Origin of the sequence: Micromonospora sp. SH-82 (assembly GCF_051132485.1) — a bacterium.
Lineage (GTDB): Bacteria > Actinomycetota > Actinomycetes > Mycobacteriales > Micromonosporaceae > Micromonospora.
In genome coordinates this window covers 4,419,624-4,438,518 of record NZ_CP148049.1, presented here as the reverse complement: position 1 = coordinate 4,438,518, position 18,895 = coordinate 4,419,624, and the positions used below count along the sequence as shown (strand labels likewise).

16 protein-coding genes are annotated in these 18,895 nt (G+C 71.6%); 8 read left to right on the top strand and 8 right to left on the bottom strand.

Translation table 11 applies throughout. From position 1 onward, the window contains the following. The first annotated feature begins 167 nt into the window (after positions 1-167). The 4 genes from glgX to WHN02_RS19735 all read left to right on the top strand — a co-directional run bounded on the left by glgX (position 168) and on the right by WHN02_RS19735 (position 7,184). Complete coding sequence (gene glgX, locus WHN02_RS19750) at positions 168-2,288, top strand: glycogen debranching protein GlgX (protein WP_434740187.1); 2,121 nt, start codon at positions 168-170, stop codon at positions 2,286-2,288. Further along, positions 2,285-4,603: a malto-oligosyltrehalose synthase gene (treY, locus tag WHN02_RS19745; RefSeq protein ID WP_434740186.1), complete on the top strand. Its 2,319-nt coding sequence runs from the start codon at positions 2,285-2,287 to the stop codon at positions 4,601-4,603. The genes glgX and treY overlap by 4 nt, the downstream gene beginning before the upstream one ends. Beyond that, positions 4,600-6,333, top strand: a complete 1,734-nt coding sequence (gene treZ, locus WHN02_RS19740; RefSeq protein ID WP_434740185.1) for a malto-oligosyltrehalose trehalohydrolase — start codon at positions 4,600-4,602, stop codon at positions 6,331-6,333. Before treY ends, treZ begins: the two co-directional genes overlap by 4 nt. Positions 6,334-6,440: 107 nt before the next feature. Next, a complete protein-coding gene (locus WHN02_RS19735) occupies positions 6,441-7,184 on the top strand; it encodes a class I SAM-dependent methyltransferase (protein WP_434740184.1) in 744 nt (247 codons plus the stop codon). Between the two features lie 86 nt (positions 7,185-7,270). Here WHN02_RS19735 and WHN02_RS19730 read toward each other — a convergent pair whose 3' ends face one another. The 4 genes from WHN02_RS19730 to WHN02_RS19715 all read right to left on the bottom strand — a co-directional run bounded on the left by WHN02_RS19730 (position 7,271) and on the right by WHN02_RS19715 (position 10,177). Beyond that, complete coding sequence (locus WHN02_RS19730; RefSeq protein ID WP_434740183.1) at positions 7,271-7,462, bottom strand: DUF397 domain-containing protein; 192 nt, start codon at positions 7,460-7,462, stop codon at positions 7,271-7,273. Further along, on the bottom strand, positions 7,453-7,680 hold the full coding sequence (locus WHN02_RS19725) for a hypothetical protein (protein ID WP_434740182.1): 228 nt from the start codon (positions 7,678-7,680) through the stop codon (positions 7,453-7,455). The genes WHN02_RS19730 and WHN02_RS19725 overlap by 10 nt, the downstream gene beginning before the upstream one ends. A gap of 529 nt (positions 7,681-8,209) precedes the next feature. Continuing rightward, on the bottom strand, positions 8,210-8,632 hold the full coding sequence (locus WHN02_RS19720; RefSeq protein ID WP_434740181.1) for an SUKH-4 family immunity protein: 423 nt from the start codon (positions 8,630-8,632) through the stop codon (positions 8,210-8,212). A 66-nt stretch (positions 8,633-8,698) separates the two neighbouring features. Then, positions 8,699-10,177 carry a glutamate--cysteine ligase gene (locus tag WHN02_RS19715; protein WP_434740180.1) on the bottom strand — a complete coding sequence of 493 codons (1,479 nt, stop codon included), beginning with the start codon at positions 10,175-10,177 and terminating at the stop codon, positions 8,699-8,701. Between the two features lie 188 nt (positions 10,178-10,365). Between WHN02_RS19715 and WHN02_RS19710 the strand changes: the two genes are divergently transcribed. Then, complete coding sequence (locus WHN02_RS19710) at positions 10,366-10,701, top strand: DUF3817 domain-containing protein (RefSeq protein ID WP_434744012.1); 336 nt, start codon at positions 10,366-10,368, stop codon at positions 10,699-10,701. A gap of 24 nt (positions 10,702-10,725) precedes the next feature. Here WHN02_RS19710 and WHN02_RS19705 read toward each other — a convergent pair whose 3' ends face one another. After that, complete coding sequence (locus WHN02_RS19705) at positions 10,726-11,274, bottom strand: hypothetical protein (RefSeq protein WP_434740179.1); 549 nt, start codon at positions 11,272-11,274, stop codon at positions 10,726-10,728. 159 nt (positions 11,275-11,433) lie between these two features. On the opposite strand from WHN02_RS19705, the gene WHN02_RS19700 reads away from it, so the two are divergent. From WHN02_RS19700 to WHN02_RS19690, 3 genes are all read left to right on the top strand, one after another. Continuing rightward, on the top strand, positions 11,434-12,546 hold the full coding sequence (locus WHN02_RS19700) for a Vms1/Ankzf1 family peptidyl-tRNA hydrolase (protein ID WP_434740178.1): 1,113 nt from the start codon (positions 11,434-11,436) through the stop codon (positions 12,544-12,546). Positions 12,547-12,762: 216 nt separating this feature from the next. Beyond that, a complete protein-coding gene (locus WHN02_RS19695) occupies positions 12,763-14,148 on the top strand; it encodes a hypothetical protein (protein WP_434744011.1) in 1,386 nt (461 codons plus the stop codon). A gap of 299 nt (positions 14,149-14,447) precedes the next feature. After that, entirely contained in the window at positions 14,448-15,326 is an 879-nt protein-coding gene (locus tag WHN02_RS19690) for a SigB/SigF/SigG family RNA polymerase sigma factor (RefSeq protein ID WP_350897920.1), read from the top strand. A 111-nt stretch (positions 15,327-15,437) separates the two neighbouring features. On the opposite strand, the gene ctaD is transcribed toward WHN02_RS19690, so the two are convergent. The 3 genes from ctaD to WHN02_RS19675 form a co-directional block, all read right to left on the bottom strand. Continuing rightward, positions 15,438-17,441 carry an aa3-type cytochrome oxidase subunit I gene (gene ctaD / locus WHN02_RS19685; RefSeq protein WP_434740177.1) on the bottom strand — a complete coding sequence of 668 codons (2,004 nt, stop codon included), beginning with the start codon at positions 17,439-17,441 and terminating at the stop codon, positions 15,438-15,440. A 95-nt stretch (positions 17,442-17,536) separates the two neighbouring features. Next, on the bottom strand, positions 17,537-18,265 hold the full coding sequence (locus tag WHN02_RS19680) for an ATP-binding protein (RefSeq protein ID WP_434740176.1): 729 nt from the start codon (positions 18,263-18,265) through the stop codon (positions 17,537-17,539). 129 nt (positions 18,266-18,394) lie between these two features. Continuing rightward, a complete protein-coding gene (locus WHN02_RS19675; protein ID WP_434740175.1) occupies positions 18,395-18,868 on the bottom strand; it encodes a DUF4383 domain-containing protein in 474 nt (157 codons plus the stop codon). Positions 18,869-18,895 lie beyond the last annotated feature (27 nt).

Below are 18,895 nucleotides of genomic sequence, written 5' to 3'. Positions count from 1 at the left end.
TGAGGGTCGAAGGTGACGGACGACACTCCAAGTTCCCTCCAACACCATCCGGGGTTGTTTCGGTAGTCGGCCGATCGGGTGGATTGGCGGGAAGCGTGGCAGGGCAATAGCGGCGTGCGCCCCGCCGGCTGAGGCGGGACGCTTCGAGACGTGCCTGAAGGAGCAACATGCTGGTCTGGCCGGGCGAGCGCTACCCGCTGGGAGCGACCTACGACGGGATGGGCACCAACTTCGCGATCTTCTCGGAGGTGGCCGAGTCGGTCGAGCTGTGTCTGTTCGACGAGTGGGACACCGGGGCGGAGCGGCGGGTCACCCTCCGCGAGGTCGACGCCTACGTCTGGCACGCGTACATCCCCGGGATCGAGCCGGGGCAGCGGTACGGGTACCGGGTGCACGGACGGTACGACCCGGCCGCCGGGGTCCGGTGCAATCCGCACAAGCTGCTGCTCGACCCGTACGCCAAGGCGGTCGACGGCGAGGTCACCTGGGATCCGGCGGTCTACGACTACGAGCTGGGTGACCCGGACACCATGTCCACCACCGACTCGGCGCCGTTCGTGCCGAAGTCGGTGGTGGTGAACCCGTACTTCGACTGGGGCAACGACAGGGCCCCCCGGATCCCGTACCACCGGTCGGTGATCTACGAGGCCCATGTCAAGGGGCTGACCATGCGCCACCCGGACGTCCCGGAGGAGCTGCGCGGCACCTACGCCGGTCTCGCCACCCCCGCGATGATCGAGTACTTCCAGAAGATGGGCATCACCGCCGTCGAGCTGATGCCGGTGCACGAGTTCGTGCACGACCACCGCCTCCACGACCTGGGGCTGCGCAACTACTGGGGTTACAACACCATCGGCTTCTTCGCCCCGCACCACGGCTACTCGGCGATGGGTCGCCTGGGACAGCAGGTGCAGGAGTTCCGGGGGATGGTCAAGGCCCTGCACGCCGCGGGCATCGAGGTGATCCTCGACGTGGTCTACAACCACACCGCCGAGGGCAACCACCTGGGTCCGACGCTGAGCTTCAAGGGCATCGACACCGCCAGCTACTACCGGCTCTCGGAGGAGGACCGGCGGTACTTCGTCGACTACACCGGCACCGGCAACAGCCTCAACGTCCGCAGCCCGCACTCCCTCCAGCTGATCATGGACTCCCTGCGGTACTGGGTCACCGAGATGCACGTCGACGGTTTCCGGTTCGACCTGGCCGCCACCCTGGCCCGGGAGTTCTACGAGGTCGACCGCCTCTCCACCTTCTTCGAGGTGGTCCAGCAGGACCCGGTGGTGAGCCGGGTCAAGCTGATCGCCGAGCCGTGGGACGTCGGCCCCGGCGGATACCAGGTCGGCAACTTCCCGCCGGTGTGGACCGAGTGGAACGGCAAGTACCGCGACACGGTCCGCGACTTCTGGCGCGGCGAACCGGGGACCCTGCCCGAGTTCGCCTCCCGGATCTCCGGCTCGGCCGACCTGTACCAGGACGACGGGCGCAAGCCCTTCCACAGCATCAACTTCGTCACCTGCCACGACGGGTTCACCCTCAACGACCTGGTGTCGTACAACGACAAGCACAACGAGGCCAACGGGGAGGACAACCGGGACGGGGAGAGCCACAACCGGTCCTGGAACTGCGGGGTGGAGGGGCCGACCGACGACCCCGGGGTGCTCGCCCTGCGGGCCCGCCAGCGACGCAACTTCCTGGCCACCCTGATCCTCTCGCAGGGCGTGCCGATGATCGGACACGGCGACGAACTGGGCCGTACCCAGCACGGCAACAACAACGCCTACTGCCAGGACAGCGAGCTGGCCTGGGTGGACTGGGACGGCGTCGACGCCGACCTGCTGGCCTTCGTCCAGCGGCTCACCGCCTTCCGGGCCGCCCACCCGGTGTTCCGTCGGCGGCGGTTCTTCAGCGGGCAGACCGTCAACCCCCGGGGCGCCGGGGAACCCCTACCCGACCTGGCCTGGTACACCCCCGACGGCCGGGAGATGACAGGGGAGGACTGGGGCAACGACTTCGGCCGCTCGGTGATGCTGTTCGTCAACGGCGACGGCATCCCCGAGCGCGGCCAGTACGGCCAGCGCCACACCGACACCTCGGTGATCCTCTGCTTCAACGCCCACGACGCCCCGCTGGACTTCACCCTCCCCGGGGCGGAGTTCGGCCAGCGGTGGGAACCGGTCATCGACACCTCCGACCCGGATCCGGAGAAGACGACGGCGATCGAGGCGGGCGGTGTCCTCACCGTGGCGGACCGCTGCCTGGTGGTCCTGGAGAGGACGGCCCGGTGAGCGTCGCCGACCGGCCGAGGGTCGGCACCACCTACCGGGTGCAGATCCGTCCCGACTTCGACCTGGACGCCACCGCCGACCTCGTCGACTACCTCGCCGACCTGGGTGTCACCCACCTCTACAGCGCACCCCTGCTGACCGCCGCCCCCGGGTCCGAGCACGGCTACGACGTGGTCGACCACCGGTCCGCAGACCCCCGACTGGGCGGTGAACCGGCCCGACTGCGGTTGGTCCGGGCGTTGCGGGCCGCCGGGCTCGGCCTGGTGGTGGACATCGTGCCCAACCACGCGGGGGTCGCCCAGCCGGCCGCCAACCCGCCGTGGTGGGACGTGCTGCTCCGGGGCCGCGACTCGGCGTACGCCGGATGGTTCGACATCGACTGGGAGCGGGGCGCGGGTCGGCTGCGCCTGCCGGTGCTCGCCGACGACCCGGACGCCCTCGACGACCTCACCGTCGTCGACGGCGAGCTGCGCTACCACGAGCACCGGTTCCCGATCGCCGACGGCACCGGGGAGGGCACCCCCCGCCAGGTGCACGACCGGCAACACTACGAGCTGATCTCCTGGCGGCGCGGGGACGCCGAGGTGACCCACAGACGGTTCTTCGCGGTCACGGACCTGGCCGGACTGCGGGTCGAGGACCCGGCCGTCTTCGACGCCACCCACGCCGAGGTGCTGCGCTGGGTGGCCGCCGGTGAGGTCGACGGGATCCGGGTCGACCACCCCGACGGGCTGCGCGACCCGGCCGGCTACCTGGCCCGGCTGCGGGCCGCCGCGCCCGACGCCTGGCTCGTGGTGGAGAAGATCCTGGAGTACGGCGAGGAACTGCCGGACTGGCCGGTCGACGGCACCACCGGGTACGACGCCCTTCCCGAGGTCTGCGGCATCTTCGTCGACACCGGCGCGGAGGGGCACTTCACCGCCCTGGACGCCCGACTCACCGGTGAGCACACGTCCTGGCAGAGCCTGACCCACCGGACCAAGTGGGAGGCGGCCACCCGGCTGCTCGCCGCCGAGCTGACCCGTCTCGCCGCCCTGGTGCCGGAGGTGGACGCCGAGGCGGCCCGGGCCGCCCTGGCGGAGCTGGCGGCCTGCTTCCCGGTCTACCGGGGCTACCCGCCCGAGGGCGCCCGGCACCTGGCCTCGGCCCGGTCCGAGGCCGGACGCCGCCGCCCCGAGCTGGCCGGTGCGCTGGACGCCGTCACCCGCCGACTCCGGGACCCCGACGACGAGCTGGCGATGCGCTTCCCCCAGCTCACCGGGGCGGTGATGGCAAAGGGTGTCGAGGACACCGCCTACTACCGGTGGAGCCGGTTCGTCGCGCTCAACGAGGTGGGCGGCAGTCCGGCCCACTTCGGGACGACACCGGGGCACTTCCACCGGTTCGCCGCCGCCCGGCAGGCCCGGTGGCCGGCCGCGATGACCACCCTGTCCACCCACGACACCAAACGCGGTGAGGACGTCCGGGCCCGACTGGCGGTCCTCGCCGAGCTGCCCGGACGCTGGGCCGACCAGGTGGGGGCGTGGACGGACCGGGCGCCGCTGCCCGACCCGGCCTTCGCCCACCTGCTCTGGCAGACCGCTGTGGGCGCCTGGCCGATCGAGCGGGACCGGCTGCACGCCTACGCGGAGAAGGCCGCCCGGGAGGCGTCGGTGGCCACGAGCTGGGCCGAACCCGACACCGGTTTCGAGGAGGCGATGCACGCCCTCGTCGACCTGATGTACGACGATCCGGCGTTGCACGCCGAGGTGACGGCGTTCGCCGCCGAGATCACCCCGGCCGGCTGGTCCAACGCGTTGGGGCAGAAGCTGGTGCAGCTGGCGATGCCCGGTGTACCGGACACCTACCAGGGCACCGAGCTGTGGGAGAACTCGCTCGTCGACCCGGACAACCGTCGGCCCGTCGACTTCGCCGTACGCCGGGAACTGCTGGCCCGGCTGGACGCGGGCTGGGTGCCGGCGGTCGACGCCGACGGGGCGGCCAAGCTGCTGGTGGTCTCCCGGACGTTGCGGCTGCGCCGGGACCACCCGGAGCTGTTCACCGACCACCGGCCGGTGCCGGTCAGGGGGTCGGCAGCCGCCCACGCGGTGGCCTTCGACACCGGGGGCGCTGTCGCGGTGGCCACCCGGCTGCCGTTGGGCCTGGCCCGCGCGGGCGGGTGGGGGGACACGTTCCTGACATGTCCCGTTCACAAGATGACGGACCTGTTCACCGGACGGGTCTACAGTGACCCGCAGGTACGGCTGTCCGACCTTCTCGCCACCTTTCCCGTCGCACTGCTGGTTCCCGGCAGGTCCGAGGAGGCCACGGCATGACCGAGTTCAGCGTCTGGGCACCGCAGACCGACCGGGTCCGACTACGGCTGCCCGACACCGGTGACCGGGAGATGACCCGGGACCCGGACGGCTGGTGGCGTGCGGAGGTCCCCGAGGCCGGTCCGGGCACCGACTACGCCTTCCTCCTCGGCGACTCCGACCGGGCCCTGCCCGACCCCCGGTCCCGGTGGCAGCCCACCGGTGTGCACGGACCCAGCCGGGTCTACGACCACACCGCCTACGAGTGGTCCGACCAGGAATGGACCGGTCGGCAGCTGCCCGGCAGCATCCTCTACGAGCTGCACGTGGGGACCTTCACCCCGGAGGGGACCTTCGACGCGGCGGTCACCCGCCTCGACCACCTCGTCGACCTGGGGGTCGACCTGATCGAACTGTTGCCCGTCAACGCCTTCAACGGCGAGTACAACTGGGGGTACGACGGCGTCTGCTGGTACGCCCCGCACGAGGCTTACGGCGGCCCGGACGGGTTGAAGCGGCTGGTGGACGCCGCCCACGCCCGGGGGATCGGGGTGATCCTCGACGTCGTCTACAACCACTTCGGGCCGTCCGGGGCGTACGCGCCGATGTTCGGGCCGTACCTCACCGAGCGGAGCAACACCTGGGGCCGGACCGTCAACCTCGACGGCCCGCACTCCGACGAGGTCCGCCGGTACATCGTCGACTCGGTCCTGACCTGGCTGCGCGACTACCACGTCGACGGGCTGCGGCTGGACGCCGTGCACGCCATGCCGGACACCCGGGCGGTGCCCCTGATGGAGGAGCTGGCCGTCGAGGTGGAGTCCCTCGCCACCCACCTGGGTCGCCCCCTGTCGCTGATCGCCGAGTCCGACCTCAACGACCCCCGGCTGATCACGCCCCGGGAGGCCGGGGGGTTCGGGCTGCACGCCCAGTGGAACGACGACGCCCACCACGCCCTGCACACCCTGCTCACCGGGGAGCGGCAGGGCTACTACGCCGACTTCGGTTCCCTGGACACCCTCGCCGACGTGCTCACCGGCGGGTTCCACCACGCCGGTGGCCGGTCCGGTTTCCGTCACCGCAACCACGGCCGTCCGATCGACAGGCATCGGACGCCGGGGCACCGGCTGGTGGCGTACCTGCAGAACCACGACCAGATCGGCAACCGGGCCACCGGCGACCGGATCTCGGCCACCCTCAGCCCGGCGATGCTGAGGGTGGGCGCCACCCTGCTGTTCACCGCGCCGTTCACCCCGATGCTGTTCATGGGGGAGGAGTGGGCGGCGACCACCCCGTGGCAGTTCTTCACCAGCCACCCGGAGCCGGAGCTGGCCACCGCCGTGGCCACCGGGCGACGCCGGGAGTTCGCCGAGCACGGCTGGCCGGAGGGGGACGTGCCGGACCCGCAGGACCGGGAGACCTTCCTGCGGTCCCGGTTGGACTGGGCGGAGCTGGACAAGCCCGAACACCGGGAGATGTACGACTTCCACCGGCGGCTGATCGCGTTGCGCAAGTCCCGGTCCGACCTGTCGGACCCGTGGCTGCACGCTGTCGACGTCCAGCAGGGGGACAGGTTCCTGCTGGTACGGCGGGGGCGGTGCCGGGTGGTGGCGAACCTCGCCGACGAGCCGCAGCGGGTCAACCTGCCCGACGTCGTACGCCGGGTCCTGCTCGCCACCGGCCCCGGGGTGAGTGTGATGCGCGACGGCCTGCAACTCCCCGCCGAGACGGCCGCCGTCGTCGCGGTCTGACCCGTCGACGCACCGCCCGCGACGGCGGGTGGACGCGTCGGCACGGGGGACCGGCGCCCGAGAAGAATCCGTTCGACACGAGGAGCCCGATGCACGACGTTCGTGACATGAGGCAGGACGAGATCTGGAACGCCGACACCGCCCGCGACTACGACACCCCCGGAACGGGCATGTTCGCCCCCGAGGTCCTCGGTCCGACCGTCGACCGCCTCGCCGCGCTCGCCGACGGCGGGGCGGCGCTGGAGTTCGCGATCGGCACCGGTCGGGTGGCACTGCCACTGGCCGAGGCCGGGGTGCCGGTGACCGGGATCGAACTCTCCGAGCCGATGATCGCGCGACTGCGCGAGAAGGCCGACGAGTCGAGGATCCCGGTGGTGGTCGGGGACATGGCGACCGCCACCGCCCCGGGCGAGTTCTCCCTTGTCTACCTGGTCTACAACACGATCTCCAACCTGTTGACCCAGGCCGAGCAGGTGGCCTGCTTCCGCAACGCGGCCCGGCACCTCGCCCCCGGCGGCCGGTTCGTGATCGAGCTGTGGGTGCCCGAGCTGCGGAAACTCCCACCCGGCCAGCAGGCCACGGTCTGGTCGAGCGAGACCGGCTACATCGGACTGGACACCTACGACCCGCTACGGCAGATCGTCGTGTCGCACCACTTCCGATTCGACGACAGCCGACAGGCGTCGCTGTTCCGCAGCCCCCACCGCTACATCTGGCCCACCGAGCTGGACCTGATGGGACAGCTGGCCGGATTCGAGCTGGAGAGTCGGCACGCCGACTGGACCGGCGGCGAGTTCACCGCCGAATGCCGCAGCCACGTCTCGGTCTACCGCCTCGCACCCACGGAGTAGACCTGACGCCTGTCTGGGAGGTCGTCCCTTCCCGACCGACACGGAGAAGCGCCCCCGGCTGCGAGACCGGGGGCGCTTCTCGTCAGTCAGCGACGCGCCGCCGCCATGCCGACGAACGCCCGCCAGGCGGCCGGGTCGAAGGTCAGGGTTCCACCGGCGCGGTCCTTGGTGTCGCGGACGAGCACGACGTCCGCGAGGTTGTCGGCGATCTCGATGCAATCGCCGCCGTTGTTGCCGCTCTTGCTGCTCTTACACCACTGCGCGCCGGTCATGTCCATGAGTCTGCCGCTTCCGTGATCAGGGCCAGGGACTGCGCTCGGGTCAGCGCGTCTCCGCTGATCCGCGCGCGCCTGCGATCGAGGGCAGCAACTTCCTTCGGCTGGTCGATGATGGAACAACGGACGGCTGTCACGGCCGCATGCGAACGCCAGCTGAGCGAACCAACCAACCGGGACAGGGCGATACCAAGCCGGCTACCAGGGATCAACAGCGACATGAACTCGATGGTTCACGGTTTCAGAGGAAATGGATTCCCATTGCCCTGCCCTGAGAGGTTGCAACATCTCGTCGAAGCCTACTGAAAACATCAGTCCCACGAAGACAGGTCGGCAACGGACTGGGAGCCTCTCCACGCCGCACTCACCGAACGGTTCAAACGTCCCCCACCCGGACACCAACCCGTTTGAGTCCGGGCAGCATCGGTCGGCCGCCGCCTGAGGTCCCCTTGCCTGGCTGGCTGGATCTGCTGGCGGGGGTGGCCCCGGGGAGGGCTGGGGAGGCCGGAAGGGCCGGGGTGGCTACCACCCGGGGGCCAACCCCACCCACATCCCCCGACACGGGAGAACTCCTTGATCCTTTGCGGTTGACCTACACGACACGCCGGGGGAGATGTAGGTGAACCGCAAACGATCAAGGAACCGATGGTGTGGCGGCAGGTCGCCCGCGACTACCCACCGGCGTGGGTGAGTGGCCTGCCGTCCGGTCCCCCGCCGTCGCGACGCCCCGGGGGCGGGCCACGGTGCGGGTCAGATCATTCCGTAGCCGAGTTCTTCGGCGGCGATCGCCCAGAGGGTGTTCTCGTCCGCGACCGCCGGTGGGTCGATCTCCCGGAACCGGTCGGTGAGCTGCTCGCCGAGCGCCTCCAACTCCTCGTCGGCCTCCTCGTCGATCGCCCCGGCGGTCACCTGCGCGGCGCGGTACGCCTCGGCGCAGGCGACGAACGCGGCCAGGCTGGAGTTGACCAGCTCGGCTCCCTCGTCGTCGACCAGGTGCACGGACCCGGTCTCGGCGTCGACGACCAGCTGGGACAGACCCTCGTCGACGGCCAGGACGGTGCCGGTCTCCTCGACCCGGGGTGCGGACAACCAGGTGCCCGGGTAGGGGAGGGTGTCACCGGTCTCGCGGAGCAGGGTCAGCGCGGAGTCGATCGCTGCGGTGTCGGTCGCCACGCGAGGCACTCTAGTCCGGTGTCCACACCGGTCCGTCACCCGGGAGGCGGCCGGGCCGGGCGGGTCTCAGGGGATCGGCCACTCGTGCACCGGTCGGTTGGTGTGCATCAGGTCGACGTAGTGGCGGACCACCTCGCGCAGGGCCGCCGGGCGGTCCAGGTGGTCGGCGGACTCCAACCGGTGCAGGGTCTCCACCTGCCAGGTGGCCCCGTTGCGACCGGTCAGGCAGCGCTGCTCGACGACGCCGAGCAACCTGTCGCGTTCGGCCGGGTCGAGGCCCCACCGGTCCAGCCCGTGGTGGGCCATCGGCAGCAGGCGGCGCAGCGTCAGCTCGGTCACCGGGAGGTAGCCCAGTCCGGGCCAGAAGACCGGGGCGTCGATGCCGTACCTGGCGCAGGACAGGAAGTTCTCCTCGGCGGCGCTGAACGACATCTGCGACCACAGCGGACGGTCCGACTCGGCCAGGGCGCGGACCAGACCGAAGTAGAACGCGCCGTTGGCGACGGTGTCCAGGACGGTGGGGCCGGCGGGCAGGACCCGGTTCTCCACCCGCAGGTGCGGGCGGCCGCGCCACACGTCGTAGACCGGGCGGTTCCACCGGTAGACGGTCCCGTTGTGCAGCCGTAGCTCGGCCAGGTTCGGCACGTCCCCACCGGCGAGGGTCGCCACCGGGTCCTGCGGGTCGCAGACCGGCAGGAGGGCCGGGAAGTAGCGGACGTTCTCGTCGAACAGGTCGAAGACGCTGGAGATCCAGCGTTCCCCGAACCACACGCGGGGGCGTACCCCCTGGGCTTTGATCTCCTCGGCCCGGGTGTCGGTGGCCTGCTGGAACAGGGGTATCCGGGTCTCCCGCCACAGTTCCCTGCCGAACAGCAGCGGGGAGTTCGCCCCGAGCGCCACCTGGATACCGGCGACGACCTGCGCGGCGTTCCAGTAGTCGGCGAACTGGGCGGGGCTGACCTGGAGGTGGAACTGGGTGCTGGTGCAGGCCGCCTCGGGGGTGATGGTGTCGGCGGTGACCGCGAGGCGCTCGACCCCGGCGATCGAGATGGGCAGGTCCTCGCCCCGCGCGGCGAAGATCTGCTCGTTGAGTTGCCGGTAGCGGGGGTTGGCCGACAGGGTCCCGGCGGTCAGGTGCTCCGGGCGGAGGGTGGGCAGGATCCCGATCATCACCAGGTGGGTGTCGAGGCCCCGGGCCTTCACGTCGGCGGAGTTGAGGCTGGCCCGGACGTCGGCCTCGACGTCGGCGGTGGCGGTCCCGACGAGCCGCCGGGGCGGAACGTTGATCTCCACGTTGAACTGGCCGAGTTCGGTCTGGAAGCTCGGGTCCGCGATGGCGGCGAGCACCTCGGCGTTGCGCATCGCCGGCAGGGAGCCGGTGTCGACCAGGTTCAGCTCGATCTCCAGCCCGGTCATCGGACGGTCGGTGTCGAACCGGGACTCCCGGAGCATCTCACCGAGGACGTCGAGACACCGCCGCACCTTGTCCCGGTAGCGGGCCCGGTCCGCGCGACTGAACGTCTGGACCCCGACATCCTCGCCCATCGTCACCATCCTGTCGCCGATGGTTCACCCGTGTCGCCGGGGTGGCGGTCGGGGTGGACCGAACGTCTGCTCTCCCTTACCCACGGTGCGGTGATTCTGCTCCTCTCACGGCGGGCCGGTGCGTCGGTCGCCCCGTCGACCTGTCTAGCATTGCCTCCGCAGGAGGTGGGCGTGTGACGAAGCGCGAGATGGTGACCCGGTTGTTCGTGGTGGCGGCGATCGCCGAGGCGGGTTCCTGGCTGGGACTGCTGATCGGGATGGCGGTCAAGTACGGCCCGCCCGGCAACGAACTCGGGGTGCAGATCTTCGGGCCGATCCACGGGGCGCTCTTCGTGGCGTACGGGATCATGGTCCTGGCGGTGGCGCGGCTGCACCGGTGGAGCCTGGTGGCCACCGGGGTCGCCCTGGTCTGCGCGATTCCGCCGTTCGCCACCATCGTCTTCGAGCGGTGGGCTGCCCGTCGGGGGATGCTCGACGCCTCCGCCGCCGACGCCGCCGACCGGGCTCCCGCCCCGGTCGGCTGAGCACGGGTCACCCCTGTCACCGGCTCAGAAGAGCACGATCAGGGCGGCGATCGCCAGGATCAGCAGGAGGCCCAGGATCGCCTGGAGCAGCAGGGGCGGGCCGAGGTGGGACCAGAGGGTGGCGTGCCGTGGCCGCAGCAGCTGCCCGGTGGTCAGGTTGACGATCTGCTCGACCCGGGGCGGCAGGTCCGGATCCTGCGGTCGGAGGGTGATCTGCACCCAGTCCGCCGGGTGCAGTGCGCTCTGGGCCAGGTGTCCGTGCAGCTCCACCTCGAAGAGGCGGTCGTCCCGGTCGCGGAGGCGTAGCGGGGTGACCAGGTATTCCGGACCCTTGCGCAGTTCTTTCCAGCTGCGCCGGCTGCCCCCTCCGGTGGCGCTGGAGAGCATCGACCGGATGGCCAGGACCAGCAGACCCATCACACCGGCGGCGGTCACCACGGCGACCAGGACGGGCTGACCGATCTTGAGTTCCCGGGTGTAACCGTCCATCAGGCGGACCACCCGACCGGTGAAGATCCGCCCCGTCGGGCGGGGGACCCGCCGGTAACCGAGGTCGCTGTCCATGTGCACCACCGAGAGTCGTTCGCCACCCAGAGTCCGGTTCCCGGTACCGATCGTATCGGTGTTCGTGCGTGAACGACAGGACCGAACGCGAGTCGTCTTCGCGGCGTCGGGGGTGACTTCCCCATCGGTACGGGTAAGCGCAGGGCCCGAGCTGGAAAGGGGTCGAGCATGGAGCTGTCCTTCCTGCGCCCGCTGTACGACCGTCCCGGACCGTGGTGCTCGGTCTACCTGGACGCCTCCCGGGACACCGAGGATTCCCGCCCGGCGCTGGACCTGCGCTGGCGAGCCCTGCGAGGCGAACTGATCGCCCAGGGGGCGGACGAGGCCACCGTCGACGCCGTCGACCAGGTGGTGCGGGGCCACACCCCGATGGCCGGTGACTACGGCATCGCCGTGTTCGCCACCCGGGGTCGGGTGGTGCTCTCCGAGTACCTCTCCGCGCCGCCACTGCGGGACATCGCCGCCGTCGCGGACCTCCCGCACACCATGCCCCTGGTCGCCCAGCGCGGCGAGCAGATCTCCTGGGTACGGATCCTGGCCGACCGTACCGGCGCCGACGCCGTCGCGGCCGACGCCGGGGAGATGCCCCGTCGCGCCCGGGTCCGGGGTGGGACGACGTACCCGCTGCGGCGGTCCCAGCCGGGCGGCTGGTCCCAGTCGCGGTACCAGCGCGCCGCCGACGAGGCCCGGCACCAGAACGCCGGGGACACCGCCGCCGTCGCGGCCGACCTGGCCGAACGGGTCGACGCGGAGGTCCTGGTGCTCGCCGGGGACATCCGGGCCACCGGGGCCATCGCCGCCCAGCTGCCCCGTCGGTGGCAGGACATGGTGGTCCGCACCGACGCCGGGTCCCGGGCCCCGGGGGCCGACCCGGCTGCGATGGACGACGTGACGGTGCAGGTCATCGCCGAGGCGGCGCAGGCCCGGGTCGACGCCACCCTGGACCGGTTCGGCACCCAGGAGGACGTCGGAGCGGGGCTGGACGCCGTGGTGTCCGCCCTGCAACGCAACCAGGTCGACACGATGGTGATCGTCGACGACCCGTCGGCCACCGGTCGGCTCTGGATCGGCCCGGAGCCCACCGACATCGCCACCGACCCGGGGAGTCTGACCGGCGGCGGTGAGGTGCGCCAGGTCCGTGCCGACGCCGCCCTGGTGCGGGCGTTGGCAGGTACCGACGCGACGGTGACGGTCCTCGCCCCGCAGGAGGCACCCGACCTGGCCGACGGCGTCGGCGCGGTGTTGCGCTACGTCGACGAGGGCACGCCGGGTCGGACCTAGTCTCATCGGGCCGCCGACAGGCACCGACGGGTGGGCGCACCGACCGGGTGCACCCGCCCGTCGCGTCGTGTCGAACCCCGGTCCCTGATCGGCTCGCCGTCCCGATTGATCCGACCCGTGGCCTATGCCCTGTTTGAACCGCATGGGGGTGGGAAGCCGGGGCCCGTGGTGAGCGAACGAGGCAAGGTGGAGCCGGTACGCCAGGGGCCGGCGAGGTTGTCGGGCGGTGGCCTGACCTGCGAGCGCGTCGTCTCGACGGGCAGCCTGGCCCGGCTGCTGGTGGCGGCGACGGCCCGCGCGCTGCGCAACACCGACTGCGCGGACCTGGGACAACCGGCCACCCTCGCCCGGATCTCCGCCGCACCCGAGGCGGTACGGCGTACCGCTGTGGCCCGGGCCGCCGGACGGTCGGCGCTCAAGCCCGCACACCTCGCCGAGGTCGACACCGACCAGGTGGCCCGATGGCTCACCGACCAGTACCCCCGCCGCCGCTACCCCGGCGTCCTCCTCGGCTCCCCGCACGGGGCGGCGATGCACCTGGCCGTCGCCCTCGGGGTGCCCTGGCTGCCCACCGCCTTCGAGGTGAACGTGCAGTGGCCCGGGGGAGAGGTGGACCGCCCCCACCACGCCCTGTCCCACGGCAGCGCGCTCAGCGCCCGGCTGCTCGGGGGCAACGCCGACGTCCACGTCCGGCAGGTGCACTGCCCGGCCAGCCGGGGGACCGCCGCCGGGCAGACGGTGTCGCTGACGGTCCGGTGGCGGCACCTGCCCGGGGCGTACCGCAGGTTCCTCACCGACCACCTCGAACCGAAGGCGGCGGTGGTGCTGCTCGCCGACGGCCGGACCTGGCCGGTCGTGGACGTCGGCCCGGAGCACACCTTCCAGATCGGCTGCCCGCCCAGCGGGCTGGACCCCGTCGACTTCCACCCCGACAGTCACGCCCTGCGGCAGGTGCTGCGCGCCGCCGGAGGCGACGACTGCCGCTGGGACCCGCCCGAGGTGACCTGCGCGCAGGCGACCGCCGAACACGGCGTGGAGTCCGGTTTCGAGGGCAGCGCCCGGCAGTGGGCCGCCCGTCGGGACCATCCCCTGCACCAGGTGTTCGTCCCACGACCCGAGGCGCTCAGCGCGACGGTCGCCGACCTCTACCGACGGTGGCTGCGGGAGGCGGGCAAGAGCGGCAACCGGCTGGTCGTGGAGTGCGGACGGCTCGTCGACCCGTGGCAGGTCCTGCGCGCCGGACTGGTGCCGTACTGGTGCGAGAACGCCACCCGCCGGTCGGTCACCGGCGTGGAGTGGTGGCTGGCCGGCAGCGAACCGTTCAGCTCGGTCGACGTGCTCCCCGAACCGCCGGGCGTCCGCTCCCCGGCGCTGGCCGGGCTGCCCCAGTGGTTGGCCGTCGCCGGGTTCGGCCGACGCCGCCGGGCCATGGACCGCACCTGCGTACGCGGCTACCCGGTGACGGCGGTGCCCACCCGCCGGGCCACCGAGGTGCTGCGGGCCCAGCCGTACGACCTGCCGACCCCGCCGCCCCTGACCGTCGACGTGGCGCTGGCCGCCCTGCGCGACGACGGGGCCCGACAGGGCCTGACCGTCTGCTGAAACCGACGTCGCCGGACCCGGACGAGGGGTCCGGCGGACCGTCCGGACCCAACCTGTCGAATCATCCTCGCGATCTCACGTCTCGTGATTGAGTACCTACGGAGCGGGAACACCGCAGGCCGCGACGGCCCGGAGGTGCCCACGGGGGTGCCGGGCGTCGTCCCGGCCGGTGCCGTCAGCGGCACCGTGTTCCGGCTACGGATTCCAGCCACGTGACCCACTCTCCGGCCCGGTGCGTGGCTTCACCATGCGCGACAGCGGTTCCCATCCGGGCGGGGACCTTCCTGAGGGAGGCGCGGATGTTCGGACAGACCGGCACGACCACACCACCGCCGACCACCGATCGCGGCCTGGAGGATCTGGACGCCGCCGCCATGGCGTACGCGGCCCGGATCGAAGGTGTGCCACCGGAGCGGCGGCAGGAGGCCCGCGACGATCTGGTCCGCTTCGCGTTGCCCTTCGCCGGTCGGCTGGCCCGACGGTACCGGGGGCGCGGCGAACCCCTGGAGGACCTGGAACAGGTGGCCCGGTTGGGGCTGGTCAACGCCGTCGACAGGTACGACCCGGAACGGGGGTCGTTCACCGCGTACGCGGCCATCACCATCGTCGGTGAGATCAAGCGGCACTTCCGGGACCGGACCTGGGGGGTGCACGTGCCCCGCCGACTGCGGGACCTGATCCTCGAGGTCGGTCAGGCCACCGCCGCGCTGACCAGTGAACTGTCCCGGGCACCCAGCGTGGCCGAGCTGTCGGAGCGGCTGGAGACCCCCGAGGAGGAGATCCTCGCCGCCCTGGAGTCCGCCGCCGGATACAGTCCGGCCTCGCTCAACGCCCCCGTCGGCGGGGAGAGCTCGGCCGAGTTCGGTGACCTGGTCGGGGAGTCGGACAACGCCCTGGAGTCGGTCGACGACCGGGTCACCGTCAGCGGCCTGCTGCACCGGCTGCCCTGGCGGGAGCGACGGATCCTGGCGATGCGGTTCTACGGCAACCAGACCCAGGCCGAGATCGCCGCCCGGTTCGGCATCTCGCAGATGCACGTGTCCCGGCTGCTGTCGCGGGCGCTGACCTGGTTGCGTCAGGCGATGCTCGCCGACACCCCGCCGCCGTGGCAGACCGGTGCCGCCGAGACCGAGCCGGCCCGCCCGGCGACGGTGAAGTCACCGGTCCCCGAGCGGTAGGAGGTCGGTTGCCTCCGCCTTCAGGGCTCGCCCGGCGGCGGAGGCGGGTTGTCGTTCCCGGTGCGACCCCCGGGCAGGCCCGCACGCGGGTCGGCCCGGGGGTCGCGTCAGTCAGTGTTCGGTGCCGTCGCCCCGGCTGTGCGGGTGCCGCCAGCGCTCGTCGGGCTGCGGGTCCCGTTCGGCACCGAGCGCCCCCGTCTCCGGCTCGTCGGTCTGCTCGAAGCTGGGGCGGCGCACCTCCTCCGGCTCGGGCACCTCCACCGGTCGGGCACCGGACTGCGGGGCGGGCTGGTACGCCTCGGCCTCCCGGGCGCCGTGCGCCCCCTCGGCGGCCGGGGACTCGGCCGGGTGGTGTTCGCGGCGGAACTCCTCGCTGAGCCGCTGGGGCGGGCGGGTGGTCCGTTGTGGCAGGTCCCGGCCGAGGTCGGCGACGAGTGGGCCGTACTTGGCGTCGAAGGCGGGCCGCTCGGAGCGGATCCGGGGCATCCGGTCGAAGTTGCGCAGCGGGGGCGGGCACGTGGTGGCCCACTCCAGCGAGTTGCCGAACCCCCACGGGTCGTCGACGGTGACCAGCGCCCCGTACCGCCAGGACCGCCACACGTTGTACATGAAGAACAGGGTGGAGAGGCCGAGGACGAACGACCCGACCGTGGAGATCACGTTCAGGGTGGTGAAGCCGTCGGTGTCCAGGTAGTCGGCGTACCGGCGGGGCATCCCCTCGGCACCGAGCCAGTGTTGGACCAGGAAGGTGGCGTGGAACCCGACGAACATGGTCCAGAAGTGGACCTTGCCGAGACGTTCGTCGAGCAGCCGCCCGGTCATCTTCGGGAACCAGAAGTAGATCCCGCCGAACGCGGCGAAGACGATGGTGCCGAACAGGACGTAGTGGAAGTGCGCCACCACGAAGTACGAGTCGGTGACGTGGAAGTCCGCCGGCGGGCTGGCCAGCAGCACCCCGGTCAACCCGCCGAGCAGGAAGGTGACCAGGAACCCGATGGCGAACAGCATCGGCGTCTCGAAGGTGATCTGCCCCTTCCACATGGTGCCGAGCCAGTTGAAGAACTTCACCCCCGTCGGTACGGCGATGAGGTAGCTGAGGAAGCTGAAGAACGGCAGCAGCACCTGCCCGGTGCCGAACATGTGGTGCGCCCAGACGCTCATCGACAGCACGGTGATGGCGATGGTGGCCAACACCAGGCCGGTGTAGCCGAAGATCGGCTTACGGGCGAAGACCGGGATGATCTCGGTGACGATGCCGAAGAACGGCAGGGCGACGATGTAGACCTCGGGGTGGCCGAAGAACCAGAACAGGTGCTGCCAGAGCATCGGACCACCGGTGTCCGGGCTGAAGACCGCGGCACCGAGGATCCGGTCGGCGGCCAACGCCAGCAGCGCGGCGGCCAGCAGCGGGAAGACCAGGATCACCAGGACGCTGGTGAGCAGCAGGTTCCAGGTGAAGATCGGCATCCGGAACATGGTCATGCCGGGGGCCCGCAGGGTCAGGGTGGTGGTGATCAGGTTGACGGCACCGAGGATGGTGCCCAGCCCGGAGACGACCAGGCCGACGATCCACAGGTTGCCGCCGACGCCGGGACTGTGCTCGGCGAGGCTCAGCGGGGTGTACGCGAACCACCCGAAGTCGGCGGCCCCGCCGGGGGTGACGAACCCGGCGGTGGCGATGGTCCCCCCGAACAGGTAGAGCCAGTACGCGAGCGCGTTGAGGCGGGGGAACGCCACGTCCGGGGCGCCGATCTGCAACGGGACCAGATAGTTGCCGAAGGCGAAGACCAGCGGGGTGGCGAAGAGCAGCAGCATGATCGTGCCGTGCATGGTGAAGGCCTGGTTGTACTGCTCGGGGGAGAGTAGCTGCAACCCGGGCTGGCCCAACTCCGCCCGGACCAGCAGGGCCAGGATGCCGCCGATCAGGAAGAACACGAACGAGGTGCCCAGGTAGAGCAGGCCGATCTGCTTGGCGTCGGTGGTGGCCAGGAGTTTGACCAGGTGGCTGCCGGGCAGGGGCCGGTGGACCGGGCCGGGGAAGCCACCGAAGCGGGCCGGCGCCAGGATCGCGGGCCCCCGGTCGTGCCCGATTTCCTTCGTTGCCCGCTTGGGCATCGCACTCACCCCGTCGGTCAGACATATGGGACGGGCGTGGCTACCCGCCCCTCCGACCATGAAACCAGGAGAGAGGTGGAAATTCGGGTATATCCTCAGGTGGCGGGCAGTATCGCCCAGACGACCTTGCCGTCCCGGGCCGGGGCGCTGCCCCACCGCTGGGTCAGCTCGCGCACCAGCAACAGGCCCCGACCCCCCTCGGCCCGCAGGTCCAACCCGCCGGGACGGGCCGTACGACGGGAGCCGTCAGCGACGGCGACGTGCAGGTACGGCCGGCGCAGGGTCAGGGTGACCTGCATCGGGGTGCCGGCGTGCCGGACCACGTTGCCGACCAGCTCACTGAGGACCAGGGAGGCCGGACCTGCCGACTCCGGCAGGTTCCACCGGGCGCAGGCGTCGCTCACCAGTTCCCGGGCCCGTCGGCAGGCGCTGGTCACCGGCTCCAACCGCACCCGGAGCCGGGGGACGGCGGTGGTGTCGGCGATCCGGGCGACCTCCGCCCCGTCCGGACGTACCGGGACCACCTGACAGGCGGTGGAGGCGGCCAGCCAGTCCGCCGTCGACGGCGGCGGGGAGCAGAGCACCGTGGGCACCACCGGCCAGTCGGCCGCCTGGCGGCAGATCGCCGTGAACACCGACAACGCCGACCGGTCGGTGACCCGGGTCTCGGCGAGGTCGACGACGAGGGCGTCGGGCTGCGCGGCGACGCAACGCTGCAGCACCGCGTGCACCGACCACATGGTCACCATGTCGAGATCGCCGCACAACCGGACGACGGTGACCGGTGACTGGTCGTCGACCGTGGCGCTGATCCGGCTCGGCATCGGCCCGCCCCTCCATCTCGTGTGGCCTGCGATCTACCCCTGCCTCCGGGGTGCGAAACCGCACCCGGGCGCGACGGCGGACACGCCGCCCGTGGACCGGGTCGGCGGGGGAACGGCCTCGGCCCGCCCTCAGCCCTGGCGTCCGCTCCGGGCCCGGTGCCGTGGGGCGGCCCCCCGCACCAGCAGACCGAGCAGCACCATCCCGACCCCCAGCCCCAGGTGCAGCCAGTTGTCGGCGGTGTTGACCGGGATGAAGTTCGCCGTGCTGCCGTGGTCGACGACCAGCCCGAACACCCACAGGACCAGGTAGATCGCGCCCCCGCCGACCAGGAAGGTCCGCGCTCCCGACGTGGTACGGGCCAGCAGCAGCCCGGCCACCCCGAAGAGCAGGTGGACGAGGTTGTGCAGCACCGAGACCTGGAAGACGCCGAGGAGCCGGGCGTCGGACTCGTGCCCGGCGAACCGGAGCGCACCGACGTCGGTGGTCACCCCGGGCACGAAGCCGAGCAGCCCGACCAGCAGGAAGACCACCCCGACCGCCTGGGCGACCCGCCGCAGCGGCGGCTGACCCCGGCCCGGCTCCCGCGCCGTCGACCCCGTCATCGTGCCCTCCTCGGCCCCGCCCGGTGC

Bases quoted from the DNA above. Each gene is read 5' to 3' on its own strand.
- ctaD (WP_434740177.1), bottom strand. From the start codon at position 17,441: ATGCCCAAGCGGGCAACGAAGGAAATCGGGCACGACCGGGGGCCCGCG.
- WHN02_RS19675 (WP_434740175.1), bottom strand. From the start codon at position 18,868: ATGACGGGGTCGACGGCGCGGGAGCCGGGCCGGGGTCAGCCGCCGCTG.
- WHN02_RS19725 (WP_434740182.1), bottom strand. From the start codon at position 7,680: ATGTCGCTGTTGATCCCTGGTAGCCGGCTTGGTATCGCCCTGTCCCGG.
- WHN02_RS19710 (WP_434744012.1), top strand. From the start codon at position 10,366: ATGGTGACCCGGTTGTTCGTGGTGGCGGCGATCGCCGAGGCGGGTTCC.
- WHN02_RS19700 (WP_434740178.1), top strand. From the start codon at position 11,434: ATGGAGCTGTCCTTCCTGCGCCCGCTGTACGACCGTCCCGGACCGTGG.
- WHN02_RS19715 (WP_434740180.1), bottom strand. From the start codon at position 10,177: ATGGGCGAGGATGTCGGGGTCCAGACGTTCAGTCGCGCGGACCGGGCC.
- WHN02_RS19730 (WP_434740183.1), bottom strand. From the start codon at position 7,462: ATGGACATGACCGGCGCGCAGTGGTGTAAGAGCAGCAAGAGCGGCAAC.
- WHN02_RS19680 (WP_434740176.1), bottom strand. From the start codon at position 18,265: ATGCCGAGCCGGATCAGCGCCACGGTCGACGACCAGTCACCGGTCACC.
- WHN02_RS19735 (WP_434740184.1), top strand. From the start codon at position 6,441: ATGAGGCAGGACGAGATCTGGAACGCCGACACCGCCCGCGACTACGAC.
- WHN02_RS19690 (WP_350897920.1), top strand. From the start codon at position 14,448: ATGTTCGGACAGACCGGCACGACCACACCACCGCCGACCACCGATCGC.
- treZ (WP_434740185.1), top strand. From the start codon at position 4,600: ATGACCGAGTTCAGCGTCTGGGCACCGCAGACCGACCGGGTCCGACTA.
- glgX (WP_434740187.1), top strand. From the start codon at position 168: ATGCTGGTCTGGCCGGGCGAGCGCTACCCGCTGGGAGCGACCTACGAC.